The following is a 26,478-nucleotide window of genomic DNA, read 5'->3' as shown; positions in this document are numbered from 1 at the left end:
TCCGACGATCGAGCCGATCAGGCGGCCGACGCCTCACCCGGCGACGCCTGCGACTGCTGGTCGGGCTTCGGGTCCTTGAGCGTGGCGGCGTAGATGTCGACGTATTGCTGACCCGACAGCTGCATCAGTTCGTACATGATCTCGTCGGTCACCGCTCGCTCGATGAACCGATTGCCCTGCATGCCTTCGTAGCGGGCGAAGTTGAGAGGTTTGCCGATCCGGACCTTGACCTTGGTCGGCCGCGGCAGGATGGTCCCGGGCGGGTTGAAGGTGTTCGTTCCGATCATCGCGACCGGGATCACGGGAACGCCGGTGTCGAGCGCGACGCGAGCGAGACCGGTCTTGCCCTTGTAGAGGTTGCCGTCCGGCGACCTCGTGCCCTCCGGGTACATACCCATCAATTCGCCGCCCTCGAGTTGGCGTCGCGCCGCTTCGAGCGCACCCGCGGCCGCCTCGGCTCCCGACCTGTCGATCGGGATCTGGCCCACCGCGGTGTAGAACCACGCCTGGAGACGGCCCTTGAGTCCGGTGCCGGTGAAATACTCGGCCTTGGCGAGGAAGTAGATCCGACGCGGCACCATCAGCGGCAAGAAGAAGCTGTCCATCACGGCCAGGTGGTTACTGGCGAGAATGGCGGGGCCCCGTTCCGGCAGGTTCTCGAGCCCTTCGATCTCGGGACGCCCGAGTACTCGGAGGAGTGGTCCGAGGAGAACGAACTTGAACAGGTAGTACCACATTGAGATTCACTCCATCATTCGCCGCGTCGCCACTCGTGAAGCCGTCACCGGAAGTGTCGCGCGAGGGCTGCGTGAGCGAGCCCGTCGGTCGACGTCCGGGACGTCGTGAGATGACTCTACTCAAGCGCCCCGGGGTGTGCGGCGCATCGGTCGTGTGCACGTCGATCGCGCGCTCGACGAGCGATCGTGACGTCAGTTCGCACGTGACCAACCCGCGCCGCCGACCGCGGCGTCGTCGGATCGCAAGCTCGCGCGGGCCACCTCGGCTGCGCCGATGACCCCGGCGCTCTCGCCGAGTTGGGTGCCCCTGATACGGGCGAGTTGGCGGTGCCCCGCGCCGGTGATCAACCGCGCGTAGTGCTCACGGGCTTCGTCGAGGAACAGCCCGGATGCCGCGCCGACTCCGCCCGCGAGAACGATCAGGTCAGGGTCGAAGATGTCGGCGATCATCGCCAACCCCTGACCCAGCGACGCCGCGAAGGCGGCGAACGCCGCGATCGCGACGGCGTCACCGTCCGCGGCAGCACCTGCGACGCGACGACCCGTCAACGAACCCGGATCCGCCGCGACGTCGGCGGCGAGTTGGCTTCTCCCCCAGTCGCCGTCGGCGAGCAACTCGACCACAGTGTCCACCAGAGCCGTTCCGCTGCAATACCTTTCCCAACAACCCCGCTTGCCGCACGAGCACGGTCTGCCGTCCGGGACGACCGTCAGATGGCCGAGTTCCGGCGCGACACCGAAGCTTCCGCGGTAGATCTCGCCCTCGATGAGCAGCCCCGCACCGATGCCCGTACCGATGGCCAACACGAGCGAGTTGTGCCCACGCGCTGCCGCACCGAATCGGAACTCGGCGACGGCCGCGGCGTTGGCGTCGTGCTCGGTGACGACGGGCAACCCGATCCGCGAACTCATCTCCTCGGCGACGCGCGCCTCACGCCAGGGCAGATGCGGAGCGAATCGGACGACCTGGCGGTCGGGGGTCAGAAACCCTGCCACCGCGAGTCCGACGGCACGCGCCGCCCAGCGCGAGGTCAACTCGGCGACGAGCCGATCGAGGCAGTGTTCGAGTGCGAGCGCTGTACCCGGGGTTGCCGCCCGCAGGGTGTCGAGCATCCGTCCACGGTCGTCGACCACGGACGCGCGGACACTGGTTCCTCCGATGTCGATGCCGATCGTCAACTCGCCCATCACTTCTCGGTCTCCGTGTCGAGGTGTCTGCGGCGATCGGGGGCACCGAACGGCGTGTGGGGTGCCTGCGTGTGGGGCGGTGGTGTGCGGGGCGGTGGTGTGTTGGACGGTGGCCGATGCGGCGCCGTCGCGATGCGGACCGAGATCGGCTGGTACTGCGCCGTCGCCGGTGCATGTGCCGCAGGTGTGGATCGGAGCGCGGTCGCGATGGCCTCCAACACGGCGATGAGGGTGGCGATCAGCCGGGAGATCAGATCCCCGATCTCGGCGATGAGCGAACTGATCTCTCCGGCGACGTCGCCGAATGCCTGATGGCGAGAACCGGGGGCAGAACCTGCACCCATGCCGCTCCCCGCGCCGGAACCCGACGTCTGACCGCCCCCGCCGATGATCGCGGCCAGATGGTCGATCTGGGTCGCGATGCCGAGCACGAACTCCCGTACCGGATCGCCGACGGGGTCGCCGCTGAACGCGTTGTCACCCTCGCCAGACGCGTCCCGTCCCCCCGACGGGTTGCCACGGTCGTCGCTGCTCATCTCGGGCGGCTGCTCCTGTACTGGTGGCGGGTCCCGATTCTCGACCGGGGACGTGTGCACGGAAACGGTACCCGCATCCTCACCGTCGAGGCCATACCGCCGGGTCCGGGCGGAATCGGATGTGTATCGACTCCCCGTCCCAGTCGGCGTCGTCGACGACGCACCGCCGCAGCACCGACGGTAGGGGCACGCAGTGCCGCAACCCGTCGACGGTGACGAGCAGATCGTCCCCGGAACGTCCGAGCATCAGGCGGTCCGGGTCGGGAAGTGTTTGCGGCCAGGACAATTCGTAGGTGACGTCCAGTCCTTCCGCTCCGTTGTCGACTACGGTGAGCGCTGCCGAGCCGTGCGGGCGTCCCGACGGTGCCGGCAGCGCAACCCCCAGCTTCCTGAGCCGTGCGGGGCGGTCGAGCGGTACGTCGAGGGCCGGTACGCGACGGATCTCGATCCCCGACGCAACGTCGATGTCGTCGACACCCAACTCGTGACGCCCCGATTCGGCGAGGGCTTCGTCGAGCTGGATCGAGCGCAGCGGCAGTCCGAGCAGGTCGATCGACGCGCGATGGTGCGGCAGGGCGCGGGCCGCGCGATGACCGGTCCCGAGTACCAGATGCGCCGCTGTGGCGTGCGGGTCGGACAGCAGTTCGGCCACGTCGGCGCAGTCGCGATCGATCGCGTCGATCGCGGTCGTCAGCTGCGCGACCGCGGGCCGCTCTGCGGCAGCCGCCAGTCGACGGTGTCGCGGCCACAACCGGTCGAGAGCCTGACGCAGCATCGACGGGGCGTCGAGTATCGCGTACGGGTCACCGAGCCCGGACAGATCGACGACGATGCGTTGCCACTGCCCGCTGACCGCCTCGTCGCGGATCCTGCGCATCAGCAGAGCGTCCTCGATGCCGGGCAGCGAGGTCACCTCGGCCTGGTCGATCCCCGCGAGAGTGTCGACGAACGGCAGCGACATCTTGGAACGCCGCACGGTGTCGGTGAGGAGTTCGGCGAACAGTGCCCACGACGCCGTGGCCGACGTGAGTCGTTCCAGACACAGCAGATGCAACTGCGCAGACACGGTGACGATCTCGTTCGGTGACCGGAACACGCCGAGTATGTCGGGAACCGGTGAACACCGATCGACGGTCACCAGGAGCGTGTGCCTGTCGGCGCCCAGTGGCGCACGCCCGCGGGTGCGCGGCCGACTCACCGCGCCCGCGGCCGCGATCACGGTCACCCCGGAACCCCCGGGACCGAAGACGATGTGGATGGGCGTCAGATCGATCAGTCTTCGACCCTCTTCTTGAGGTCGTTGAGCGCAGCGTCGGTGATCGCCTTCTCAGCACGCCGCTTGAGCTGGCCGATCATCGGGACCTGCAGGTCGACCATCAACTGGTAGGTCACCTTGGTCGATCCGGGCACCTGGCGGGTGAGGACATAGCGTCCGCGCTGGTCCTTCTGCAGGTCGCTCGACACGAGAACCCACGACACCTCATCGCCGCCGGACCCCCACGTGTAGCGCAGCACGTAGGTGTCCTGCAGTACCCCGGCGTCGAGGACGAAGCGCACCTGCACAGCTCTGCCATCGGCGTCGCGTTCGATGACCTCGACCTCTCGCGCCGCGGTGACCCACTCCGGATAGTGTTCGAAATCGGAGATGACCGCCATGACCTCGTCGGCGTCGGCGTTGATGATCACGGAACGCTCGGTGTGGTCGGCCATCAGCTCGCCACGCTTTCGCCGATCGCCGGTTCGCCTGGGGCACGCCCTGATTCGAGCAGGTCCTTGATCTCGAACGACACCCGCTTGCCGGTCACCCGGTAGCGGTGGTTGAGCCCGGCCGTATCGGTCACCGTCGAGTCGCCGACGGGCTCCGCGTGCAGGAAATAGTGCAGGACGAAGCCGTCGAGCACCGGTTCGCACCAGAATTCCATCGTTCCCGTCACCGGGCCGCCGACCCGCCAACGCATGCCCGCGGCGCCTCGGTCCTCGGCGACCTCGATGCGCAGATCCGGCCACCAAGCGCGCCATCGCCCGCGATCACCCACCACAGCCGCCACCAGCTGCGGCGCCGCAGCGACGAATGTCTCATCCGCCACCTGAATGCTCGTCACGCCTCTTAGCTTCACACACTCGCCGTCCGAGCGGACAGAGACCTCACACGTCGGCCCCGGACGTCGCCGAAACCCGGCGCCGTTTTGGGCAGTGAAAAGGCCGGGATACGATTGACGGCGAGTATCTGATGCCAACGATGGCGAAAGGTCGTCGATAACGAATGAGTGCCGTCATGAACGAGTACAGCGTCCCCGCCGATTTCACGATCGAGGAGGACGAGAACTGTACTGACATCTTGTTCGGCCTCGCCGAGCGCACTCCCGCTGCGACGACCTTCCGCCGCGAGGAACGCGGCGAATGGGTGCCCGTACGAGCCGACGAGGCGGTCGCGCAGATCACGGCGCTCGCCAAGGGTCTGATCGCGTCCGGGGTCGCTCCCGGCGACCGCGTCGCGCTCCTGTCACGCACCCGCCTCGAGTGGATATTCTTCGACTTCGCCATCTGGTGCGCGGGCGCGACGACCGTGCCGATCTACGATTCGTCGTCGTCGGGCCAGATCGACTGGATCATGCGCGATTCCGGCGCCACCGCCATCATCGTCGAGGACGACGGGCATCGCAGCGAGTTCGAAGCTGTCGGCGATCTGCCCACCCCGGTGAAGGTATTCCAGATCGACACCGACAACGGCCCTGGCGCCGTCGAATTGCTCACCGATGCCGGCCGCGAGATCCAGGACGAGGAGATCGCGAAGCGTCGCGCAGCATTGAAGTCGACCGACCCGTCGACACTCATCTACACCTCGGGCACCACCGGGCGACCCAAGGGCTGCGAACTGACGCACGCCAACATGCTCTCCGAGGTGCGTGGGGTCTTGCAGGGCAACCTGAGCACTCTCCTCGGCCCCGGCAAGCGTCTGCTGATGTTCTTGCCCCTCGCACATGTTCTCGCACACGCGATCACACTCGTCGCGATCGAAGCGGGTGTCGAGGTCGGCTTCACCGGTGACACCAAGAACATCGTCACCACGTTCGGACAGTTCAAGCCGTCGCTCATCCTCTCGGTGCCACGCGTCTTCGAGAAGGTCTACAACTCGGCACGCCAGTCGGCCGCCGATGGCGGTAAGGGCAAGATCTTCGATGCCGCGAGCGCGACCGCGATCGAGTACTCGAAGAAGTCGGAGCAGGGCAACGTGCCACTGCTCCTGAAGGTCAAGCACGCCGTGTTCGACCGCCTCGTCTACAGCAAGTTGCGAGCGGCACTCGGCGGCCGGTGCGAACTCGCGATCTCCGGAGGCGCACCACTCGGCCCGATGCTCGGCCACTTCTTCAACGGCGTCGGAATCCCGGTGTACGAGGGCTACGGCCTCACCGAGACCACCGCGGCGTTCAGTGTCAACACCCCCGGCGAGTCCAAGATCGGTACGGTCGGAAAACCCGTGGCCGGCAACACCGTTCGAATCGCAGAAGATGGCGAGGTCATGGTCACCGGCGGTGTGGTGTTCGAGGGCTACTGGAACAACCCCGACGCCACCGATCAGGCACTCGAAGACGGCTGGTTCCACACCGGCGATCTCGGCAAGATCGACGGCGATGGTTTCATCTCGATCACGGGACGCAAGAAGGAACTCATCGTGACCGCAGGCGGCAAGAACGTGTCGCCGTCAGGCCTCGAGGACGTACTGCGCTCGGCGCCGTTGGTGTCGCAAGCGGTCGTCGTCGGCGATCAGAAGCCGTTCATCTCGGCGCTCATCACGATCGACCCCGAGGCGTTCCCCGGCTGGAAGGAACGCTTGGGCAAGCCGTCCGACGCCGACGTCGCCGCACTGGCCAACGACCCTGAACTTCGCGCCGAGGTCCAGGCCGCCGTCGACGAGGCGAACAAGACGGTCTCACACGCCGAGGCGATCAAGAAGTTCCGCATCCTGCCGTCGGACTTCTCCGAGGAGACCGGCGAGATGACCCCGACGTTGAAGGTCAAGCGCAACGTGGTGGTCGACAAGTTCTCCGACGACATCGACGCGCTGTACACGAAGTAGTCCCGTCGCCGCGCGTCTAGAGCAGTTGCTCCAGACGCGCGGCCATGTGTCGCCACTGCCATCTCTCTTCTGTGAACGCGCGGCCGGTGGCGCCCATGGCCGCGGCCGCGGCGCGATCGCTGAGCATGGCGAGGGCAGCCAGCGCGATCGCCGGGACATCGCGGCCGTCGACCACCGTGCCGGTCTCGCCTTCGACGACCGTCTCCGGTGCACCACCCGACCGTCCGGCGATCACAGGCACGCCCGTCGCGGAGGCCTCGAGGTAGACGATCCCGAACCCCTCCACATCGAGTCCGCCACCGCGTGTGCGCGCGGGCATGGCGAAAACGTCGGCGATATTGTGGTAGGCGCCGAGTTCCGCTGCGGGAACCGAGCCCGTGAAGATCACGTGGTCGGTCACCCCCTCGTCGCGCGCGAGACGATGCAGAGCGTCCGCGTAGGGCCCGCCCCCGACGATGACGAGCTTCACGTCGGGCATCTCCCTGCGGATCAGCGGCAGCGCGCGGATCAACATGTCCTGCCCTTTGCGCGGCACCAGTCGCGACAGACACAGGATGGTCGGCGCGTCACCGAGCGCCAGTCTCGCACGTAGCTGTTGGCGCGCAAGGGGGTTCGGCGCGAACCGGGTCGTGTCGACACCCGGCGGCAGGTACTCGAGCGCCGCGTTTCGCCCGAATGCCGAAGCAAACCGATCCCGGGTGTACTTGCTGACGTAGGTGATCGCGTCCGTGTGATTGCCGATGTGGCGCAGCACCTGGCGTGCGCCGGGGAGCATCGACCAGCCCACCTCGTGGCCATGCGTGCTGGCGATGATCCGGTTGGCGCCCGCCCGACGCAGCGCGGGCGCCATCACCGCCAAGGGCGCAGCAGCGCCGAACCACACGGTCTCGATGTCTTCGCGACGGATGATGTCGGCAGCCCGGCGGGCGACGAACGGTGTCGGCAGCATCAGCGTCGTACCGTGTCGATACACGCGATAGGGCTGTTGCGCATCGAATTCCAGATGCCCCTTCCATCGCGACGCGTAAACGACGATGTCGTCGGAGGGAAGTAGGTCGACGAGATTCTGCAGGTACGACTGGATTCCACCAGCCCGTGGCGGAAAATCGTTGGTCACCAACAGAGTTCGACGCACCGCACTCCCTATCCCGGAACCTGTTGCGCGAGCCATCCGCGCCATTCGGCGATCAGACGGTTGCGATCGACGCCGAGCGCGGTCACGATCGCGTTGTCCTGTCGGCCGGCGTCTCCCGACGCCGCGACCCCTCGATACAGGGCCTTGAGCCGTACCTCACCGTAGCGGTCGGCGACATAGGCCGCGAGCGCCCACGCGGTTTGGTATGCCAGCGCAGAGCGGTCCGACGCGACATCGAATTCCTGATCCGACGGCAGTGCATTCGGACTCTGCCCCGCTCGCACGGCGGCGGCGAGGTCCGGAGCGGCGTCGTCGAGCCGTACATAGGTGCCCTTGCGGCCGACATACTCCGCGACGCCCTCGGTGATCCAGAGCGGCGCGTCCTTTGCGGTCACCGACCGCGCGGCGACGTGGGTGAGTTCGTGCCGGAGCACCACGGCAAGTGCCGGTTGCGGAAGTTCCTGCGCCGCGGGGGCGAGGACGACGCGTTGGCCGACCACCGTGTCGCCGTCGACGCGATCGAACACGGTGGCCGCCGCGGCCGACGACGTATCCGTCGGCGAGCTGTGCGCGATCGCGGCGAACTCCTCAGGCGTTGCCGTCGCCACCACGACGGCACGACGCGGCCATTGCGGTCCCCAGAACGCCGTGACCGCTGAGACCGACTGCCGCAGGACGTTACGCGTGCGGTCCACGGTCCCGTCCGTGCCCGGGTACGAGAGCACTGTCGACGCTCCTCCCCCGGTGAGCACATCGGTGGCCTCGAGTCCGGGCAGATCCCACAGTTGCTGCGCCGCGGCCTCGTCGCCGAGAAGCGTTGCGTCACCGACCAGTTTCCAGTCGTCGCCGTATCGGGCGACCACCAACTCCTGATCAACGGTCACCGTCGGCTCGTCGACGCCGGGCGACGCTGCACCTCCGAGTGCGTAGTGCAGTTGCACCGGTGCCACCCAGGTATCGGTGCTGCCCTGCGCGGCGAGTCTGGTCTGCACCTCGGCGGGCAACTGGATCTCGGCGCCCTGCACCGGCGGCAACCGATATCCGAACTCCTTGAACCGCACCGGAGTTCCCCGACGAGGCGGACTCTGGGTGGATGCCGCTGTGGTGGATTCCGTGGTAGTGGCCGCGGTCGAGCTGCTGCTGTCGGAGAGGTTCTGCGACGCGACTACGAGGGATTGCCGGAAAGGTTCGCTCGCCGTGCCGTCGAGGACGGCGTCGAGCGCACGGCGATCTCCGTCGGTCAGGGCTGTGGTCAGGCTGTCGAGAAGACGCTCGACACCCTCTGACCGCTCCTGCAGGTAAATGTTGGGGTTGGTGCTCGTCGTGGAGACCGTCGACGACGACGATGCACGGACACCCTCATCCGACGAACACGCCGAGGCACCAGCCATCAGCGTTGCAGCGGCCAGGACCACCCATGCGACGCGCGCAGCCGAACGATCAGGATGCACGCTGTCCGCGCATCACGCGTAGCGACGCGCGGCCGCGTACGGCCCGGCCTGGTCGATGGGAACCACCTTGACCGGGACACCGAACGTCGACGCGTGGATCACATAGCCGTCGCCGACGTACATTCCGACGTGGTGGGCGTCCGGGTAATAGATGATCAGGTCCCCGGGCTGCAGGTCGTTGCGATCGACGGCCGTACCCGAACCCATCTGGGCCTCACTCGAGCGCGGGAGAGTCTTTCCGGCCTGCTGGTAGGCCCACACCATGAGCCCCGAGCAGTCGAACGAATCAGGACCGGTTGCGCCCCAGACGTAGGGGTCGCCGATCCGGGTGAGAGCGGCCTGGACGGCGGCAAGCGCCGCGGAGGTGCCCTTGGGCACCGCACGGGGGTCGAAATCGAACTTGGGTCCGCGCAGGGCATTGAGTTGCTTGCCGGTCATCGACTCGTAGACCGCGCGTACCTGAACGGCCTGGAGTTGGAGATTGGCCTGCTTGGCCTGCAGATCCCCGCGAACACGCTCGGCGGCCGACACAGCCGTGGTGGCCTCGGCGGCGGTGCGGTCGGCCTTCGCCTTCGCCGACGCCATCTGGGCGCGGGCCTTCTTCAACCCGGTCAGATCTGCCGACGCCTGTCGCGAGATCACCTCGAGACCCGACATCTGGTCGAGCAACGACTGCGGCGAGTCACTGACGAGCACGGCGTAGAGCCGGTTGACGCGGGCACCCTTGTAACTGGCACGCACGATCGTGTCGACACGCTTCTGGTACGCGCCGAGAGTCTTTCGAGAGGTCTCGAGACTCTTCTGGGCGTCGGCCGAGTCCTTGCGGGCAGTGGTGACGATGTTCCGCTGCTTGTCGTACTCGATCTGCGCGTTGTGCATCGATTCCGACGACTTCTCGGCGTCTGTGCTGAGCTTCTTGTACTCGGTGAGGAGTTGGTCGGGTGTGCGAGCGGGCTCCGCGTTCGACGGTCCCGCGATCGACATCGAGAAGACCTGCGCCACAGCGATGATCAGCGCTATCACGACGACGGTCACTGCCGAATGCGGTCGACGCCTCGTCGCCTTCGATCCCGCAACCACTCTGTGTTCACTCTCCTCACCGCCGACGGTCTCGTTGGCTCCTCGCGGACACGAGAACGCCGCGCGCTCCACCCTAACGTGAGCGTCACGGCCCAGACCGCCGGTCGGGCGGATCACGTATCTCGACGTGAACCGCCCGACCTCACGAACTCTCGATCAGAATCTTCCGCGCTCAGTAGCGGCGGATACCGACCAGACTCCAATTCTTCACGACGTCCTTCTTCACGGGGACGCCGTAGGTCGATGCGTGGATGAACTGTCCGTTGCCGATGTAGAGGCCGACGTGTCCACCACCGTTGAACACCAGGATGTCGCCGGGCTTCGCAGCGGCCAGCGAGGCGACCGGTGTACCTCCACCGAGCTGCCCGTAGCTGTCACGCGGAATCGTCAGCCCTGCCTGACGGAACGCCCAGCTCGTCAGTCCGGAGCAGTCGAACGCGTCGGGACCCGCGGCGCCGTACGAGTACGGGGCGCCGATCTTGGACTCGGCGGCACGCACTGCCTTCTCACCCGCGGTTTGCGTGGGGGCGAGCAGCGAGCGACCACCCTGCGGACGCAGCTGCGGCGGGATCTGGTTGTCGTTGATACCCGGAAGCGTGAACTTGCCGACGTTCGGGATCTCGACCGTGGCGTCGGGCGCCTTCGCGACGTCCTGCTTCTTGACGACCGGAGCCTTGTGCTCCTGGAATTGCGCCGGGATCTGCTTGGTGTCGACGCCCGGTAGTTCGAAGGTGCCGACATTGGGCACGGTGACCGGGGCGGCCAGAGCGGGACCAGCGGCAGCGGCAAGCGAGCCGAATGTGATCGACCCGGCGATTACCGCCTTCTTTGCGACCTTGCCGCGGTCGGGCTGTTCCAAACGATGTTTGGCCACGAAGGGTGTTCTCCTTTGTTCTCCCTCTACCGCCGACCGGGTTAGCTGTCGGATTCGGGCCGGAAGAAATGGCCCTACGCACACGCGCGTCCGGATGCGAACACCGGAACGAGAGCGCGATTCACCCCATTCGGATCACTCCGAAAAATGTGTGGTTCCCCGGTACGCCGGGACTCGACAGTCCTGGCGATTGAGCGGTGACCCCTGCGAACCTCTCCTGTTGGAGCGGGACGCTCCGCAAAGGTCTCGGAAAGGTTACGAAACCCGGAGCGTGTCTGTCCACTAGCCGACAAACAGCGTGTTCGACCTGTGGAGACTAACCGGCACGCGGCGTAGGCGATTGCGCGCCCGGATTCCCCGGTTGAACTGCGCGAATGGCTGCCCTTGCAGATCGTGCATCAGCGCTGGAGGCCATTGCAGCACGGGTGAACGTATCGATGGCGGCGACGATCTCGGCGTCGCCATCGCGGGTCGCGACATGGCGCTCATGCCACCTCGCGGCAGGAGCGTCATCGCAGGTCAGTGGTCCAAAAAGTACTGTCATCACACACTCGTCGCACGCGTGGTCGCGACCGGGGCAGGTGCTGCAGTCGATGTCCATGATGTGATCTCCGTCTCAGTGGGGGTGTAGAGCCCTGGATGCGCGTGCTGTCGGGAGGCTTCCCCTCCTCCCGACGGGTCTGCGCATCCGCCGACTCCATCTGACGGCGAGACTAGGCACCCCCACTGACAAGTTCGGTCAGGTCTCGTCGAGATCACGGCCCCTCGCCCGGGCGTCCCAGTGAGAACACGCGCCCCACCAGCAACGACTCGGAGCTGTCAGAGGTTCGAACTACTGTTCGCGAGGTGACAAGCAGCGGTGACCAAATGTCGTTCTCCGACCTGGATGACGACGCCGACGACGAGTTCTCGGATCGTTCCCTGTTCGACACGACGCTCGTCGTCGTCGACCTCGAGACCACCGGCGGGAGCGCCACCGACGATCGCATCACCGAGATCGGGGCGGTCAAGATCCGCGGGGGCCAGGTGTTGGGCGAATTCGCCACACTCGTCGATCCCGGGGCACCCATCCCTCCCCAGATCGTCGCGCTGACCGGCATCACCGAGGCGATGGTCTACGACGCTCCCCGCATCGACGAGGTGCTGCCGTCGTTCATCGAGTTCGCACGCGGTTCGATACTCGTCGCCCACAACGCGCGTTTCGACATGTCGTTCCTCCGGCAGAACGCGCTCCGACTGCACCTCCAGTGGCCGTTCACGGCAACGCTGTGCACAGTCACCATGGCCCGACGGATACTCGGACGCGACGAGGCCCCGACGGTCCGCTTGTCCGCGCTGGCCGACCTGTTCGACGTCACCGTGCGCCCGACGCACCGCGCGCTCGACGACGCCCGCGCCACCGTCGAGGTCTTTCATCATCTCCTCGAGCGCGTCGGCAACCAGGGGGTACAGAGTTACCGCGAGCTCACCCGGTACCTGCCGCGCACCGATCCGAGAGTGCGCGCGAAGCGCCACCTCGCCGACAGGATTCCCGCGCGCCCCGGCGTCTACCTGTTCCGCGGTCCGAGCGGCGAGGTCCTCTACGTCGGCACGGCGTCGGATCTCCGTCGACGCGTGCGCTCCTACTTCTCCGGTACCGATCCCCGGCGCCGGATCGGCGAGATGGTCCTGCTCGCCGATCGTGTCGATCACGTCGAGTGCGCACACGCACTCGAAGCCGGTGTACGCGAACTACGGCTACTCGCTGCACACGCACCCGCCTACAACCGTCGGTCGACGCAACCGCACCGCGGATGGTGGGTGACGCTGAGCAGCGAACGTTTCGCTCGTCTGCGCGTCACCCGGGCGCCGGGCGAGGTCAGCATCGGACCGGTCGGCAATCGCACCACCGCCGCGACGATCGCCGAGCTGATCGCGCGCGCCGCGGGACTGCGGACGTGCTCCACCCGGCTCGGCGCGTCCGCGACTCATCACTGGTGTCGTCTACCCGACGACGGTGGGCCCGTCGTCGGGGGTTGTGCCGCGGCATCGGCCCGCCCGCAGACCCTTCCCGACTATCTGCCGGCCGTGACCGCCGTCGTCGACCTCGTGGCCGGACGATGCGACGACATCCTCGACGCGCTCTCGAGACGCCTCGACGTCATCTCCGAGGCCCAGATGTTCGAAACGGCCGCGCGTCACCGCGACAGGATGGCTGCAGCCATCGATCACCTCGCGCGGTGTCAGCGCCTGGCCGCGCTGTGCACCATCTCCGAACTCGTCGTCGCGCGTTCCGACGGCGCCGGCGGTTGGGAACTCGCGGTGATCCGGCACGGCAGGCTCGCGGCCGCGGGAGTCGCTCGGCGCGGACACGCGCCGATGCCGGTGATCGCCTCGCTGGTGGCTGCCGCCGAGACCGTCGTCCCCGGCGACGGACCGCTGCGAGGAGCATCGCCCGAGGAGGCGGGCCTGCTGTCCCGCTGGGTGACCGATCCCGCGACGCGCGTCGTGGACGCCAGCGAGCCGTTGGCGACACCGGCCGCGTCGGCACAGCGGTGGCTCGCCTGGTCGCAGACGGCACGGCACGCCCGCGACGCTCCGACAACCCGGCACCGGTCGCACCCGCGCACCGACAGCGGCCGACTACGCTTGCCCGCATGATCACCGCCATCGTCCTGATCGACGCCGACGTTCACCAGATCCCCGAGACCGCGCAGGCCGTGGCAGACATTCCCGGTGTGGAAGAGGTGTACTCGTGCGCGGGCGATGTCGACCTGATCGCGAAGATCCGGGTGCGCGATCACGAGCAGATCGCCGAGGTGGTCACCGGCAAGATCAATCGTCTGCCCGGTGTGCGGCACAGTGCGACGCACATCGCCTTCCGCAGCTATTCGTCGAGCGCCGTCGAGGGCGGCTTCTCCATCGGCGAAGAGTGATCGGTCCTATGTGGTGGCGAGCCGCCCACTGACCTCGACCCACCTGTCGAGGAGCCGGGCCGCAGCGCCCGAGTCGATCGATTCGGCAGCACGTTCGGTCGCCGCAACGAAGGCTTCGGCCAGTCCCGCGTCGTCAGTCGGCGTCTTCTGCTCGGTGGCCACGAGCGCGCCCGCGGCGTTGAGCAGTACCGCGTCGCGCACCGGTCCGGTCGTTCCCGACAACAGCTCGCGCGCAATGGCGGCGTTCACCGTGGCGTCGCCGCCCTGCAAGGCCGACAGGTCGACGTAATCGATACCGAGGTCGCGCGGGTCGATCGTGAGCTCGGTGACCGTCCCGTCGACGACCTGCCACACCGACGACGTCGTGGTCGTCGTCAGCTCGTCGAGTCCGTCGTCGCCACGCACGACGAGCACCGAACCACCCCGGTCGGCGAACGCCTGTGCGAGAACGGGAGCGAGGTCTCCGAACGCGCAGCCGATCAGTCCTGCGCGGGGATTGGCCGGATTGGTCAGCGGACCGAGGACATTGAACACCGTGGGGATGCCGATCTGCTGGCGGGCGGGCGCGGTGAACCGGAACGCCGGATGAAAGACCGGCGCGAAGCAGAATCCGATGCCTATCTCGTCGATGCATGCGGCGACCTCTGTGGCGCCCAGCGAGATCGTCACCCCGAGTGCCTCCAGGACATCGGCTCCGCCGCTCTTCGACGACGCCGCCCGGTTGCCGTGTTTGACCACGGGCTCACCGGCCGCGGCCACCACGATCGACGTCATGGTCGAGATGTTCACGGTGTGCGAGCGGTCGCCGCCTGTACCGACGATGTCGATCGCCGCCCGATCGGTGTCGACGAGCGTCGCGTGCTCGAGCATCGCCTCCGACAGACCAGCGAGCTCGGCGGGCGCGGCGCCCTTCATCTTCACGCCGACACCGAACGCGGCGATCTGCGCCGACGTCGCGCTGTCGGTCATGACCTCGTTCATCGCCCATCGCGCCTGGTCGGCTGTCAGGTCGATCCCGTCGGTGACGGCCCCCAGGATCTGCGGCCAGGTGTAACTCTGCTCGCTACTCACCCCATGCACCTTAGTTGACCTGCGTACTCGGGCATCCCGCGGTCACGGGAGCGTGCGCGCTCCACCGTTCATCCCGGCCGCTGCGCTATCTGCCAGCCCAGTGGCAGTCCGAAGTGCCTCGAGGCCAGGCTCGCCATCCGCGAGCGCTCCTGCGACAGATGCAGTGCGTCGACGCGTTGTACTCGTGCGAGGACCACCGCCTGCAGCCCCGTAGGGATCTCGAAACGGTCTCCCACCACGTCGACGGACACCAACTCGTAGTCGTCGAGTGCTGCCACTTCCGCCGCCGTCGCGACGTTCGCGGCGGGCAGGGCCAACACATGCCGCACGATGGCCTGGGCGTCGGGACGCAGGGCCGAGTCGTCGAGGACCGACGAACTCGATGCCGCCTCGTCGTCGGACTCGGCGACCACGACGACGTCCGCGTCGGCGAGCGTCAGGACGTCGCGCGACGCGCCTTTGTCACCGATGACCGCGCGCCGCAAGGTTTCCCAGCGACCCGGGGCCACCGGACGACCGTTGAGATCGAACTGCAACCCGGCGCGACGTGGCGGCGGATCCCGCCGACCCGAGATACCCATGGCGTCGAGCAAAGCACGCCTGCGACGCTCGGTCCACCGACGGTCCTGACACGCCGAAAGGCGTGTCCGAGCGGCGCCTACCAGCGGGAAGAGAAATAGTTCCCACGAATATCCGACCCGAGTGGTCAGGGCGTACTACGAACCGTCATACTTCAATCTGTGACTAGCGCTGTAGGTACCTCGGGAACAGCCATCACCTCGCGCGTGCACTCGCTCAACCGCCCCAACATGGTGAGTGTCGGCACGATCGTGTGGCTGTCCAGTGAGCTGATGTTCTTCGCTGGACTTTTTGCGATGTATTTCGTCGCACGCGCCAATGCCGGCCCCGCCGGTTGGCCGCCGGAGCCCACCGAACTGAACCTGAAACTGGCCATCCCGGTCACCACCGTGCTCATCCTGTCGTCGGTGACCTGCCAGATGGGCGTCTTCGCCGCCGAGCGTGGCGACGTCTTCGGGTTGCGCCGCTGGTACATCCTGACGTTCCTGATGGGCGCCTTCTTCGTCTGCGGCCAGGGCTACGAGTACTACCACCTGGTTGCCGAGGGCACGACCCTCTCGTCGAGCGCCTACGGTTCGGTCTTCTACATGGCGACCGGATTCCACGGCCTCCACGTGATCGGCGGTCTCGTCGCCTTCATCTTCCTGCTGGTTCGCACCAAGCTCGCCAAGTTCACACCGAACCAGGCGACTGCCGCGATCGTCGTGTCCTACTACTGGCACTTCGTCGACATCGTGTGGATCGCACTATTCGTCACCATCTACTTCATCCGATGACACCGATCGCAACGAATAACTGACTTGAGGCGGGAGTGCTTCCACCGGAACCACGTTCGCGCCAACAGCTAGAGAAGTCCGTCCGCTTAGTAGAGAGACCATGATGAGTTCATCTCCACCGGGACCGTCGGATAGCCCTTCCGACGTTGGTCAGGTCGACACAGTCACCTCGAGCAAGGCGCCGAACGCCGCGAAGAAGTCACGTTCGCGTCGTAAGCTGCGCCGCCGCGCAAGTGGCGCGCTGCTGTTGCTCGCGGGCCTGATGATGGCAGGCGTGCTCGCCTCCCTGCTGTCCCCCAAGCCACAGGTCGCCGTCGCCGACACCAACGACGCCGCGCTGATCCAGGACGGCAAGAAGCTCTACGAGAGCTCGTGCATCACGTGTCACGGCGCCAACCTGCAGGGCGTGACCGACCGCGGTCCGTCATTGATCGGCGTCGGCGACGCAGCCGTCTACTTCCAGGTCTCGACCGGCCGTATGCCCGCGGCCCGTGGTGAGGCCCAGGCACTGCGCAAGCCCCCGAAGTTCGACACCGCACAGATCGATCAGCTCGGTGCGTACATCCAGTCGCAGGGCGGCGGTCCTCGCCCGCTGTTCGAGAAGAACCCCGACGGAACGCGCAAGACCGAGAAGGTCATGCAGCGTCAGGCCGACGGATCGATGAAAGAGGTCGTGCTCCCCGTCCTCGCGCAGGAGTCGCTGCGCGGCGAGAACCTCGGACGCGGTAGCGAACTGTTCCGCCTGAACTGCGCGTCGTGCCACAACTTCACCGGCCGCGGCGGTGCGCTGTCGTCGGGCAAGTTCGCCCCGACACTCGACAACGTCAAGGAACAGCAGATCTACACGGCCATGCTCACCGGGCCGCAGAACATGCCGAAGTTCTCCAACCGTCAGCTCTCGCTCGACGAGAAGAAGGACATCATCGGCTTCATCAAGTACGTCACCGAATCCAAGCCCCAGGGCGGTCTGAGCCTCGGCGGCTTCGGCCCGGTCAGTGAGGGCATGGTGATGTGGTTTGTCGGAGTTGTGGCGGTCGTCGCCGCCGCGATGTGGATGGGATCACGAACATGAGCACCACGGACAAGGACACGCCGTCCGCCGATGAGCTGGACCAGATGACCAATGACGACCTGGTCAAGCTGGGTACCAACCTCGACGGCGTCGAGATCATCCATCGGGGTGAGCGTTTCCCTGAACCGGGCACCAAGGCCGAGAAGCGCGCCGAACGACAGATCGCGGTGTGGCTGACCATCGCCGGGATCTCCGCGCTGGCCTGCTTCGTGATCTTCCTGTGGAACCACTGGGAGTTCGCTCTCCCCGGCACCTCCGACTACTGGCGCTACACGCTGAACACGCCTCTTCTCGGTGTCACGTTCGGACTGTCGATCCTGTCGATCGGTATCGCACTCGTCCTGATCACCAAGAAGTTCATCCCGTCGGAGATCGCGGTCCAGGATCGTCACGACGGCCCCGGATCGACCGAGGTCGACAAGAAGACCATCGTCGCCGAACTCGTAGACTCGGGCACCAAGTCGACCCTCGGTCGCCGCAAGATGCTCATCGGCTCCGGACTGTTCGCCTTCGGCGCGCTTGCTCTGACGGGCGTCGTCGCGGGTCTCGGCGGATTCATCAAGAACCCATGGGCCAAGCGCGAGGACGCACCGCTGTGGCACACCGGCTGGTCGCCGATCTACAACCCGAAATCGCAGCCCAACGAGACGGTCTTCCTGCGTCGCGACACCGGCAACCCCTACCAGGTGGCCCTCGTCCGACCCGAGGACCTCGACTCGGGCGGCATGGAGACCGTCTTCCCGTGGCGCGTCTCCGACGGCTACGGCGAGACCGAGGAGTCGCGCGAGAAGCTGCTCTGGGGCCTGCGTTACGTGTCCAATCCCGTCATGCTCATCCGTCTGCGTCCCGAGGACGCCGCCCGTGCGATCAAGCGCAAGGGTCAGGAGAGCTTCAACTACGGCGACTACTTCGCCTACACGAAGGTCTGCAGCCACCTCGGCTGCCCGACCTCGCTCTACGAGCAGCGGACCAACCGCATCCTCTGCCCGTGCCATCAGTCGCAGTTCAACGCTCTCGAGTACGCCAAGCCGGTGTTCGGTCCGGCCGCCCGTGCACTGGCGCAGCTGCCGCTGACGGTCAATGATCAGGGGTACATGGTCGCCGCAGGCGACTTCATCGAGCCCGTCGGACCCGCATTCTGGGAGCGCAAGTCATGAGCAATCGTCTCGCGAAGCAGGCCGAAGAGGTCGATTCCCGGTATCACCTCGCCGCAGGCATGCGGCGTCAGATCAACAAGGTGTTCCCGAGCCACTGGTCGTTCATGCTCGGCGAGGTGGCGCTCTACAGCTTCGTCATCCTGCTGATCTCCGGTGTGTACCTCACCTTCTTCTTCGACCCGTCGATGTCGGAGGTGACCTACCACGGCGCCTATCAGCCGCTCAACGGCGTGATGATGACGCGCGCCTACGAGACCACCCTGAACATCTCGTTCGAGGTCCGCGGCGGTCTGTTCGTCCGCCAGATCCACCACTGGGCAGCGCTGCTGTTCGCGGCGTCGATCATCATCCACATGGCGCGCATCTTCTTCACCGGCGCGTTCCGACGCCCCCGCGAGGCCAACTGGATCATCGGCTGCCTGCTGCTGATCCTGGCGATGTTCGAGGGATTCTTCGGATACTCACTGCCCGACGACCTCCTGTCGGGTACCGGCGTCCGCGCCGCGATGAGCGGCATCGTCCTCGGCATCCCGCTGGTCGGCACGTGGATCCACTGGGCATTGTTCGGTGGTCAGTTCCCGGGCGACATCATCATCCCTCGCCTGTACGTACTGCACATCCTGCTGTTCCCGGGCATCATCCTGGCACTCATCGGCGCCCACCTGGCGTTGGTCTGGTACCAGAAGCACACCCAGTTCCCCGGTCCCGGACGCACCGAGAAGAACGTCGTCGGCGTTCGTATCCTCCCGGTGTTCGCCGCGAAGGGTGGCGCGATGTTCGCGTTCACCGCCGGCATCCTCGCGATCATGGCCGGCATCTTCCAGATCAACCCGGTCTGGGTGATCGGTCCGTACAACCCGGCGCACGTGTCCGCGGGTTCGCAGCCCGACATCTACATGATGTGGACCGACGGTCTGGCCCGTCTGATGCCTGCGTGGGAGCTCTATCTCGGCAACTACACGATCCCGGCCATCTTCTGGGTCGTCGTGATCATCACCCTGATGTTCGTGGTGATGTTCGCCTACCCGTGGATAGAGAAGAAGTTCACCGGCGACGACGAGCATCACAACCTGCTCCAGCGCCCGCGCGACACCCCCGTGCGGACGGCGATCGGCGCAATGGCGTTCTCGTTCTACATCATCCTCACGTTGAGTTGTATGAACGACATCATCGCGCTGAAGTTCCACATCTCGCTGAACGCGACGACGTGGATGGGCCGTATCGGTCTGATCATCGTGCCTCCGCTGGCGTACTTCATCGCCTATCGCTGGGCGCTCGGACTACAGCGCAGTGATCGCATGGTTCTCGAGCACGGCATCGAGACGGGCATCATCAAGCGCCTGCCGCAGGGTGAGTACATCGAGATCCACCAGCCACTCGGCCCGGTCGACGACCACGGTCACGCGATCCCGCTCCCCTACGAGGGTGCAGCGATCCCGAAGCGGATGAACAAACTCGGTTCGTCGGGCGCGCCCGGTACCGGTTCGGTCATGGTCGCCGATCCGCCCGAGCAGCAGAAGCGCAACGTCGAGTTCGCGCACGAGCAGGAGCGCGAGGAGATCGACGCCCTGCGGGAGCTGCAGGCCAAGGGCGGTAACCCGCTCGACTGACCTGCGTCCGATACAGCAGTCACCACACGGCTGCCGTCGCCTCACCGCGACGGCAGCCGTGTGTCGTTGTGGGACAGCACTTCTGCGGGTCGATGGTGATGGCCGGAACCGACGGTCGCCCGACAGCGTGACAAGCGCGAGACGGCGCGCGACCTGGCGGGGTTCCACTCCCCTCCCCCGCCGAGTCGCTACGGTGAAACGATGACACGACTGCGACACATCGGACGTCGCCGACCGGACTCCCTCCACGAGCTGACGAAGGGTCTCGGCACTCTCGACGCCAACCTCTTCCAGACGATCGCTCGTTCGCCGAGTCCCCTCCTCGATCGCACGATGCCACCACTCACGGCCGCCGCAGATCACTCGAAGCTCTGGATGGGCATAGGCGCGGGCCTCATCCTCAGCGGGCGCCCGCGCTGGCAGCGCGCCGCCGTCCGTGGCCTCACCTCGCTGGCCGTCACGAGTCTGGTCACCAATCAGGGGGCCAAACGCATCCGGCAGCGCAAGCGCCCTTCCCCGTCGGTCGTGCCGCTCATCCGCCGCGGCGCACACCAACCGACGTCGAACTCACTGCCCTCCGGCCACTCGGCAAGTGCCGCAGCATTTTCCGTCGGTGTAGCGCTCGAGTCCCCACCGCTGGGTCTCGTCATGTCGGCGCTGGCCGGCCTGGTCGGGCTGTCGCGTGTGGCCACCGGTGCCCACTACCCGGGTGATGTGTTCATCGGGTTCGGCATCGGCGCGGGTATTGCGACACTCGGCGGCAAGCTCGTGCCGCCGATCATCCCGCACAACATCGCCACCCCGGCCCCGAGCACGGTGAACGCTCCCCTTCCGCACGACGGTGCGGGGCTCGTCGTACTCGGCAATCCCGCATCGGGAAATGGAAACGGCGCCGAGGTCCTCCGCGCCGTGCGGACCCAGTTCCCCGGTGCCGAAGTCGTCGAGCTCGGACCGGACGACGATTACGCGGCCATCGCCCGCGATGCCGCAGCGCGTGCCACCGCGCTCGGCGTCTGCGGTGGCGACGGTACTGTCGCCACCATCGCTGCCGCGGCGCACGACGCCGACCTGCCGCTCGCCGTCTTCCCTGGCGGAACCTTCAACCACTTCGCTCGCGACATCGGGTGTGCGGATGTCGACGCGTCGATCGCCAAGGTGCGTTCGGGCACCGCAACCCTCGTGGATGCGGCGACACTCAACGACGAACGACTCATCCTGAACACGGCCAGTATCGGCGCCTACCCGCACTTCGTGCGCGCACGAACGAAATGGGAGCACCGGGTGGGCAAGGGCGCCGCCAGCGCACTCGCCATGCTGCAGGTGGCACGCCACTCGACACCGGTAGAGATCACCATCGACGGCGCCACGGTGCAGACGTCACTGTTTCTCGTCGGAACGTCGATGTACGGCTCCGCCGGATTCGCGCCGGCACGCCGCGAGCGACTCGACGACGGACTCCTCGACGTCCGATTCCTGGAGTCGGGCCGACGATTCGCAACGATCCGCGTCCTGTCGAGCCTGGTGACGGGACTCCTGCAGCGCTCCAAGCTCTATCACGAGATGCAGGTCCCCGAGTTCACCTTCACCACAGCCGAGCCCACGACCATCGCCCACGACGGTGAGGTCGGTGAGGCCTACACGTCGGCACACTTCCGCGCGGCATACCGGACGCTCAAGGTCTACGGCGACAGCATCGTGCCCGACTGAGGGCGGCCCCGAAGCATGACGTACGAACGTCACTGTCGGCCCGGGCGACTCCGCGGTACGTCACCAGAGGTTGCGGTAGATCACCAGACGTCGCCCGCCCGCCAGTCGCAGGTCAGCCGTTCGTCGAACGACACGTTGACGCCGACCGCACGGACGAGGACGGCGCCCTCGTCATCCGGCGTCGGCACCCAACCGTCAGGGCTGAGCACTCCGAGACTTCCGCGCCACGCCCGCCAACCGTGCGTGCGATACAGCCGCGCGCCCGCGTCGGAGGCGCCGAGGGCACCGAGATCGTATGCACGCTCGATCACCTCCTCGACGGCGGTCATGACGGCACCGCCGAACCCACGCCGCTGGTGCTGGGGAGCCACGGCGACAGCCTCCACGTAGCCGCAGCGCAACGGCCTGTCGCCGACGAGTACCGCGCGGGCGACGACCGCCGCGTGTGCGAGGAGTTGGTCGTCGGCGTCGACGACCAACGCGTGCATTCCCCCGAGCGCATGGTCGAAATCGAACGCGTCGAAATCCCCGTCGAAAGCCGTCTCGCACAGCCTGCGCAATTGCGCGAACCGGTGTGTCTCGAGCTGGGAAGTATGACACAGCCGCACCCGAAGCTCGGGTGCGGCTGTGGTCACGTGCGGCTTGAGTGCCGTGTCAGTGCTTCTCGGGTCCGACGATGTACTCGAAGACGAGACCCGCTGCGCTACCGATGATGCACGCGGCGGCGAAGATCGCCAGCCAGATGTTGCCGGTGGCGAATGCGATCGCGAACAGTGCAGCGCTGGCGGCGATGAGGATCGGCCACCACGAACCGGGGCTGAAGAAGCCCAGTTCGCCTGCGCCGTCTTCGATCTCGGCATCCTCGTAGTCCTCGGGGCGGATTTCCACGCGTCGCGACACGAACCGGAAGTAGGTGCCCGCGATCAGCGTCAGACCCGCGCTGAAGAACATGCCGACCACGCCGACCCACTCGACACCGTTGTCGGTGAGAGCGGTCAACACGGTGTAGATGACGCCCGCGCCTGCGAAGAAGAGCGTGAGCAGTTCGAAGAGTCTGGCTTCGATTTTCACTGGAGTGCTCCGATCGTGCAGTTCGCGATCTTCGTGTTGCCCGCGTCGCCGGTTGCCCCGACCGAGCCGTCGGTGGCACGACGGGTGTCGAACGGAACGGTGACGACCGACTCGGGCTGCTGGCAGATGTGCTGCAGCGCCTGAGCGTTCGTAGCCTGCGGACGCGCCTGCCGGTACTTGATGTAGGCGTCGAAGTCCTGCGGCGACACCGCACGCACCTCGAAGTTCATCATCGAGTGGTAGGTGCCGCACATCTCGGCGCAACGTCCGACGAATGCGCCCTCGCGGTCGATCGACGAGATCTGGAACCGATTGTCGGTGTGGTTCTGCTTCGGGAACGGCATCACGTCACGCTTGAAGAGGAACTCCGGAACCCAGAAGGAGTGGACGACGTCGGCGGAGGCGAGGTCGAACTCGATCCGCTTACTCGTCGGGAGAACGAGGACCGGGATCGTGGCCGACGATCCCACCGTCTCGATCTGGTTGAACTTCAGGTAGTCACGCACATCGTTGCTGCGTCCACCGTCGGGACCGGGGAGCTCGATGGTCTCGCCGTCGTGGATCTGCCGGGTGTTCTGGGTTTCGAGATCGAACGGGTTGCCGTCGCGGACGAAGCCGTTGTAGGTGCCGCCGTCGTTGAACGTGACGTCCCGGTAGCCGAACTTCCAGTTCCACTGGAACGCGGTGACGTCGACGACCACCTTCGGGTCGTCGGTCTTCTTCTCGACGTTGGTCTGCACGATCACGGTGAAGTAGAAGAGCACCGCGATGATCACGAAGGGGATGGCGGTGTAGGCCAGTTCCAACGGCACGTTGTAGGCGGTCTGGCGCGGGAACTCGTCCTTGCCCTTGCCCGGCTTGTAGCGGTGGAAGGTGATCGTCCAGAAGATCAGAGCCCAGACGATGATGCCCATGACGAGGGCGGCGATGACCGACCAGGTCCACAGGTTGCCCATGTCTGTGGCCTCGGGTGTCACACCGTGCGGCCAGCCGAACCGCATCGCGGTACGTGCGTCGCAACCCGACATCAACAGTGCACCGACGCCGAGCGCCGCGACAGCTCCGGCCCGCTTGAGGCCGACCCGGTTGGCCTTCCGCGACGCGGACGTGACACGCCGTACGCGGGGCCGTTCACCGTGTGCCAATTTCACGCCTTCCTGCCAGCTCGGAACCGCCGATCCCGACGTCCGAGTCGCATCCCACCTGACCTGCAACGACGCTGTCGGCGACATCGGGCCGTGCAAGGCAACTCTCACCGTGCAGCGGGCACCGAAGCGCAGCCTTCGCGCCATGTACTACGCAGCGTAGACCAACTCGTGGGAACTTTTTCGGTTGGGGTGACTTCGCGCGTCGAAATCGTTTCCGTCGTCGGTCGGGGCCCGCGCGACCCCGTGTTTCAGCGGATTGCGGGGTGTAGCCGACGGGCCGTCGCCTGCCCGCATACGGCATACTCGTGACCGCGGCGGTGAGGTCACTGCCGCTCAACGATCCCCGCGTCGAAAGAGGCTTTACTGGTGTGTGGCTTGCTCGGTCTGTTGACCTCTGACGACACGGCGGCCGATGCCGTCGACCTCGTCGCCAACGCCTCGCACTGCATGCGTCACCGTGGCCCTGACGAGCCCGGAACGTGGAACGACACCGACATCGTGCTCGGCTTCAATCGGCTGTCGATCATCGACATCGACCATTCACATCAGCCGCTGCGCTGGGGACCTCCGGAGAATCCCGACCGGTACGCGCTGGTCTTCAACGGCGAGATCTACAACTATCTGGAGATCCGTGCGCAACTCGCCGCCGACGAGGGCGCAATTTTCCGCACCGAGGGCGACGGCGAGGCCATCGTCGCGGCCTTCCACCACTGGGGGCCCGAGTCCGTTCGGCGGCTACGCGGCATGTTCGCCTTCGCCATCTGGGATACCGAGACGCGCTCGGTGTTCTTGGCCCGCGATCCGTTCGGCATCAAGCCGATGTTCCTCGCGACCGGTCCTGGCGGTACCGCGTTCGGCAGCGAGAAGAAGAGTCTCCTCGAGCTGATCGGGCGCCTCGGGCTGCCCGACACCCTCGACGAGCGCGCCCTCGAGCACTACGTCGTGTTGCAGTACGTCCCCGAACCCGAGTCGCTGCACTCGTCGATCCGTCGACTCGAGTCCGGCTCCTACGCGACCGTGCATCCGGGCGGTGCACCGTCGATCACGCGCTATTTCACTCCGCAGTTCTCGGTCCGCCCCTTCACCGACGCCACTCGCCAGAAGCGATACGACGAGATCGCCGACGTCCTCTCCGACTCCGTGGCCAAGCACATGCGCGCCGACGTCACCGTCGGTTCGTTCCTGTCCGGCGGCATCGATTCGACGGCCATCGCGGCGCTGGCGATCCAGCACAACCCCGACCTGATCACGTTCACCGCAGCATTCGAACGCGAAGGCTATTCCGAGGCCGACGTGGCAGCGGAGTCCGCGGCCGCGATCGGTGCCCGACACATCGTGCGCATGGTCACCCCCGAGGAGTACATCGCGGCGATCCCGGAGATCATCTGGTATCTCGACGACCCGGTGGCCGACCCGGCGCTGGTTCCGCTGTACTTCGTCGCACAGACCGCCCGTGAGCACGTCAAGGTCGTGCTCTCCGGGGAGGGCGCCGACGAACTCTTCGGCGGCTACACCATCTACAAGGAACCACTGTCGCTCAAGGGCTTCGACAGGCTACCCACTGCGCTACGCCATCTGGCGGGCAAGGTCTCCGATCGCATCCCCGAGGGCACGCGCGGCAAGAGTCTTCTGCATCGCGGGTCGCTGACCCTCGAAGAGCGCTATTACGGCAACGCCCGTAGCTTCGACGACGCCCGACTGCGCGCGGTGCTCCGCGACTATCGACCCGAGTGGACACACACCGACGTGACCGAGCCGATCTATGCGCGCAGCGACGGCTGGGATCCTGTCGCGCGGATGCAGCACATCGACCTGTACACGTGGCTACGCGGCGACATCCTCGTCAAGGCCGACAAGATGACGATGGCCAATTCGCTGGAGCTGCGCGTGCCGTTCCTCGACAACGAGGTGTTCAAGGTGGCGGAGGCACTGCCCTTCGACGAGAAGATCAGCCACGGGACCACCAAGTATGCCCTGCGCAAGGCGCTCGAACAGATCGTTCCGCCGCACGTGCTACACCGCAAGAAGCTCGGATTCCCGGTCCCCATCCGACACTGGCTGGCTGGTCCGGAGATGTACGACTGGGCGCGGGAGACCATCGAGAAGTCGCAGACCGACTATCTGCTGAACAAGCAGCCGATTCTCGACATGCTCGACGAGCACCGGGCAGGCATCGTCGACAACAGCCGACGGCTCTGGACGCTCCTCATGTTCATGATCTGGCACGCCATCTTCGTCGAGAAGACCCTCGTGCCCGAGATCACCGACCACAGCTATCCCGTGCGGCTCTAGA

General features: G+C 66.3%; 24 protein-coding genes and 1 riboswitch. Of the genes, 9 read left to right on the top strand and 15 right to left on the bottom strand.

Going from position 1 to position 26,478, the window contains the following annotated elements; genetic code table 11:
• Positions 1–17 precede the first annotated feature (17 nt).
• The 6 genes from GOOTI_RS06555 to GOOTI_RS06530 all read right to left on the bottom strand — a co-directional run bounded on the left by GOOTI_RS06555 (position 18) and on the right by GOOTI_RS06530 (position 4,578).
• On the bottom strand, positions 18–737 hold the full coding sequence (locus GOOTI_RS06555; protein WP_007237780.1) for a lysophospholipid acyltransferase family protein: 720 nt from the start codon (positions 735–737) through the stop codon (positions 18–20).
• Positions 738–929: 192 nt separating this feature from the next.
• The gene (locus GOOTI_RS06550; protein ID WP_007237779.1) at positions 930–1,925 is read right to left on the bottom strand and encodes an ROK family protein; all 996 of its coding nucleotides are present in this window, start codon (positions 1,923–1,925) and stop codon (positions 930–932) included.
• Positions 1,925–2,461 (bottom strand): hypothetical protein, encoded by a 537-nt coding sequence (locus tag GOOTI_RS06545; RefSeq protein ID WP_007237778.1) that lies wholly within the window; start codon positions 2,459–2,461, stop codon positions 1,925–1,927. Before GOOTI_RS06545 ends, GOOTI_RS06550 begins: the two co-directional genes overlap by 1 nt.
• A 79-nt stretch (positions 2,462–2,540) precedes the next feature.
• The gene (locus GOOTI_RS06540) at positions 2,541–3,713 is read right to left on the bottom strand and encodes an ArsA family ATPase (protein ID WP_039993599.1); all 1,173 of its coding nucleotides are present in this window, start codon (positions 3,711–3,713) and stop codon (positions 2,541–2,543) included.
• Between the two features lie 20 nt (positions 3,714–3,733).
• Positions 3,734–4,171 (bottom strand): SRPBCC family protein, encoded by a 438-nt coding sequence (locus tag GOOTI_RS06535; RefSeq protein ID WP_007237776.1) that lies wholly within the window; start codon positions 4,169–4,171, stop codon positions 3,734–3,736.
• Complete coding sequence (locus GOOTI_RS06530) at positions 4,171–4,578, bottom strand: hypothetical protein (RefSeq protein WP_007237775.1); 408 nt, start codon at positions 4,576–4,578, stop codon at positions 4,171–4,173. The genes GOOTI_RS06535 and GOOTI_RS06530 overlap by 1 nt, the downstream gene beginning before the upstream one ends.
• 158 nt (positions 4,579–4,736) lie before the next feature.
• On the opposite strand from GOOTI_RS06530, the gene GOOTI_RS06525 reads away from it, so the two are divergent.
• Positions 4,737–6,539 (top strand): AMP-dependent synthetase/ligase, encoded by a 1,803-nt coding sequence (locus GOOTI_RS06525; RefSeq protein WP_007237774.1) that lies wholly within the window; start codon positions 4,737–4,739, stop codon positions 6,537–6,539.
• A gap of 16 nt (positions 6,540–6,555) precedes the next feature.
• On the opposite strand, the gene GOOTI_RS06520 is transcribed toward GOOTI_RS06525, so the two are convergent.
• The 4 genes from GOOTI_RS06520 to GOOTI_RS06505 form a co-directional block, all read right to left on the bottom strand.
• Positions 6,556–7,674, bottom strand: a complete 1,119-nt coding sequence (locus tag GOOTI_RS06520) for a glycosyltransferase family 4 protein (RefSeq protein WP_039993651.1) — start codon at positions 7,672–7,674, stop codon at positions 6,556–6,558.
• A gap of 8 nt (positions 7,675–7,682) precedes the next feature.
• Positions 7,683–9,125: a peptidase MA family metallohydrolase gene (locus tag GOOTI_RS06515; protein WP_007237772.1), complete on the bottom strand. Its 1,443-nt coding sequence runs from the start codon at positions 9,123–9,125 to the stop codon at positions 7,683–7,685.
• A 12-nt stretch (positions 9,126–9,137) separates the two neighbouring features.
• Positions 9,138–10,109 carry a C40 family peptidase gene (locus GOOTI_RS06510; RefSeq protein ID WP_007237771.1) on the bottom strand — a complete coding sequence of 324 codons (972 nt, stop codon included), beginning with the start codon at positions 10,107–10,109 and terminating at the stop codon, positions 9,138–9,140.
• A 268-nt stretch (positions 10,110–10,377) separates the two neighbouring features.
• Entirely contained in the window at positions 10,378–11,079 is a 702-nt protein-coding gene (locus GOOTI_RS06505) for a C40 family peptidase (protein WP_007237770.1), read from the bottom strand.
• A 15-nt stretch (positions 11,080–11,094) separates the two neighbouring features.
• A riboswitch (cyclic di-AMP (ydaO/yuaA leader) is annotated at positions 11,095–11,278 on the bottom strand.
• Between the two features lie 647 nt (positions 11,279–11,925).
• Between GOOTI_RS06505 and GOOTI_RS06495 the strand changes: the two genes are divergently transcribed.
• Together GOOTI_RS06495 and GOOTI_RS06490 are read left to right on the top strand one after the other, a co-directional pair.
• Positions 11,926–13,719, top strand: coding sequence for a DEDD exonuclease domain-containing protein (locus GOOTI_RS06495; RefSeq protein ID WP_039993593.1), 1,794 nt, complete (start codon positions 11,926–11,928; stop codon positions 13,717–13,719).
• Positions 13,716–13,994 carry an Lrp/AsnC family transcriptional regulator gene (locus GOOTI_RS06490; RefSeq protein ID WP_005176218.1) on the top strand — a complete coding sequence of 93 codons (279 nt, stop codon included), beginning with the start codon at positions 13,716–13,718 and terminating at the stop codon, positions 13,992–13,994. The genes GOOTI_RS06495 and GOOTI_RS06490 overlap by 4 nt, the downstream gene beginning before the upstream one ends.
• A gap of 6 nt (positions 13,995–14,000) precedes the next feature.
• Here GOOTI_RS06490 and trpD read toward each other — a convergent pair whose 3' ends face one another.
• Both trpD and GOOTI_RS06480 read right to left on the bottom strand, forming a co-directional pair.
• Positions 14,001–15,065, bottom strand: a complete 1,065-nt coding sequence (gene trpD / locus GOOTI_RS06485) for an anthranilate phosphoribosyltransferase (RefSeq protein ID WP_039993591.1) — start codon at positions 15,063–15,065, stop codon at positions 14,001–14,003.
• Positions 15,066–15,133: 68 nt separating this feature from the next.
• Positions 15,134–15,646 carry a hypothetical protein gene (locus GOOTI_RS06480; protein ID WP_051997875.1) on the bottom strand — a complete coding sequence of 171 codons (513 nt, stop codon included), beginning with the start codon at positions 15,644–15,646 and terminating at the stop codon, positions 15,134–15,136.
• A gap of 159 nt (positions 15,647–15,805) precedes the next feature.
• Between GOOTI_RS06480 and ctaE the strand changes: the two genes are divergently transcribed.
• From ctaE to GOOTI_RS06455, 5 genes are all read left to right on the top strand, one after another.
• A complete protein-coding gene (ctaE, locus tag GOOTI_RS06475) occupies positions 15,806–16,420 on the top strand; it encodes an aa3-type cytochrome oxidase subunit III (protein WP_174299120.1) in 615 nt (204 codons plus the stop codon).
• 103 nt (positions 16,421–16,523) lie between these two features.
• Positions 16,524–17,492, top strand: a complete 969-nt coding sequence (qcrC, locus tag GOOTI_RS06470; protein WP_039993645.1) for a cytochrome bc1 complex diheme cytochrome c subunit — start codon at positions 16,524–16,526, stop codon at positions 17,490–17,492.
• Positions 17,489–18,649, top strand: coding sequence for a cytochrome bc1 complex Rieske iron-sulfur subunit (gene qcrA, locus GOOTI_RS06465; RefSeq protein WP_005176195.1), 1,161 nt, complete (start codon positions 17,489–17,491; stop codon positions 18,647–18,649). Before qcrC ends, qcrA begins: the two co-directional genes overlap by 4 nt.
• Positions 18,646–20,259, top strand: coding sequence for a cytochrome bc1 complex cytochrome b subunit (qcrB, locus tag GOOTI_RS06460; protein WP_007237765.1), 1,614 nt, complete (start codon positions 18,646–18,648; stop codon positions 20,257–20,259). Before qcrA ends, qcrB begins: the two co-directional genes overlap by 4 nt.
• Before the next feature lie 201 nt (positions 20,260–20,460).
• Positions 20,461–21,966: a bifunctional phosphatase PAP2/diacylglycerol kinase family protein gene (locus GOOTI_RS06455; protein ID WP_007237764.1), complete on the top strand. Its 1,506-nt coding sequence runs from the start codon at positions 20,461–20,463 to the stop codon at positions 21,964–21,966.
• Positions 21,967–22,046: 80 nt separating this feature from the next.
• Here the strand turns inward: GOOTI_RS06455 and GOOTI_RS06450 are convergent, their stop codons facing one another.
• From GOOTI_RS06450 to ctaC, 3 genes are read right to left on the bottom strand one after another with little or no spacing between them, the layout of a single operon-like run.
• The gene (locus GOOTI_RS06450) at positions 22,047–22,601 is read right to left on the bottom strand and encodes a GNAT family N-acetyltransferase (RefSeq protein WP_007237763.1); all 555 of its coding nucleotides are present in this window, start codon (positions 22,599–22,601) and stop codon (positions 22,047–22,049) included.
• Positions 22,602–22,620: 19 nt separating this feature from the next.
• A complete protein-coding gene (locus tag GOOTI_RS06445) occupies positions 22,621–23,037 on the bottom strand; it encodes a cytochrome c oxidase subunit 4 (protein ID WP_007237762.1) in 417 nt (138 codons plus the stop codon).
• Positions 23,034–24,188, bottom strand: coding sequence for an aa3-type cytochrome oxidase subunit II (gene ctaC / locus GOOTI_RS06440; protein WP_007237761.1), 1,155 nt, complete (start codon positions 24,186–24,188; stop codon positions 23,034–23,036). Before ctaC ends, GOOTI_RS06445 begins: the two co-directional genes overlap by 4 nt.
• Positions 24,189–24,551: 363 nt before the next feature.
• On the opposite strand from ctaC, the gene asnB reads away from it, so the two are divergent.
• Complete coding sequence (asnB, locus tag GOOTI_RS06435) at positions 24,552–26,477, top strand: asparagine synthase (glutamine-hydrolyzing) (RefSeq protein WP_007237760.1); 1,926 nt, start codon at positions 24,552–24,554, stop codon at positions 26,475–26,477.
• The last annotated feature ends 1 nt before the right edge of the window (position 26,478 follow it).

The sequence above is a fragment of the Gordonia otitidis NBRC 100426 genome, from assembly GCF_000248075.1.
GTDB classification, from domain to species: domain Bacteria; phylum Actinomycetota; class Actinomycetes; order Mycobacteriales; family Mycobacteriaceae; genus Gordonia; species Gordonia otitidis.
This window is presented reverse-complemented; position numbering and strand designations above follow the sequence as displayed.

Bases quoted from the DNA above. Each gene is read 5' to 3' on its own strand.
- GOOTI_RS06555 (WP_007237780.1), bottom strand. From the start codon at position 737: ATGTGGTACTACCTGTTCAAGTTCGTTCTCCTCGGACCACTCCTCCGA.
- GOOTI_RS06550 (WP_007237779.1), bottom strand. From the start codon at position 1,925: ATGGGCGAGTTGACGATCGGCATCGACATCGGAGGAACCAGTGTCCGC.
- GOOTI_RS06545 (WP_007237778.1), bottom strand. From the start codon at position 2,461: ATGAGCAGCGACGACCGTGGCAACCCGTCGGGGGGACGGGACGCGTCT.
- GOOTI_RS06535 (WP_007237776.1), bottom strand. From the start codon at position 4,171: ATGGCCGACCACACCGAGCGTTCCGTGATCATCAACGCCGACGCCGAC.
- GOOTI_RS06525 (WP_007237774.1), top strand. From the start codon at position 4,737: ATGAACGAGTACAGCGTCCCCGCCGATTTCACGATCGAGGAGGACGAG.
- GOOTI_RS06510 (WP_007237771.1), bottom strand. From the start codon at position 10,109: ATGTCGATCGCGGGACCGTCGAACGCGGAGCCCGCTCGCACACCCGAC.
- GOOTI_RS06490 (WP_005176218.1), top strand. From the start codon at position 13,716: ATGATCACCGCCATCGTCCTGATCGACGCCGACGTTCACCAGATCCCC.
- GOOTI_RS06480 (WP_051997875.1), bottom strand. From the start codon at position 15,646: ATGGGTATCTCGGGTCGGCGGGATCCGCCGCCACGTCGCGCCGGGTTG.
- qcrC (WP_039993645.1), top strand. From the start codon at position 16,524: ATGAGTTCATCTCCACCGGGACCGTCGGATAGCCCTTCCGACGTTGGT.
- qcrA (WP_005176195.1), top strand. From the start codon at position 17,489: ATGAGCACCACGGACAAGGACACGCCGTCCGCCGATGAGCTGGACCAG.
- qcrB (WP_007237765.1), top strand. From the start codon at position 18,646: ATGAGCAATCGTCTCGCGAAGCAGGCCGAAGAGGTCGATTCCCGGTAT.
- GOOTI_RS06455 (WP_007237764.1), top strand. From the start codon at position 20,461: ATGACACGACTGCGACACATCGGACGTCGCCGACCGGACTCCCTCCAC.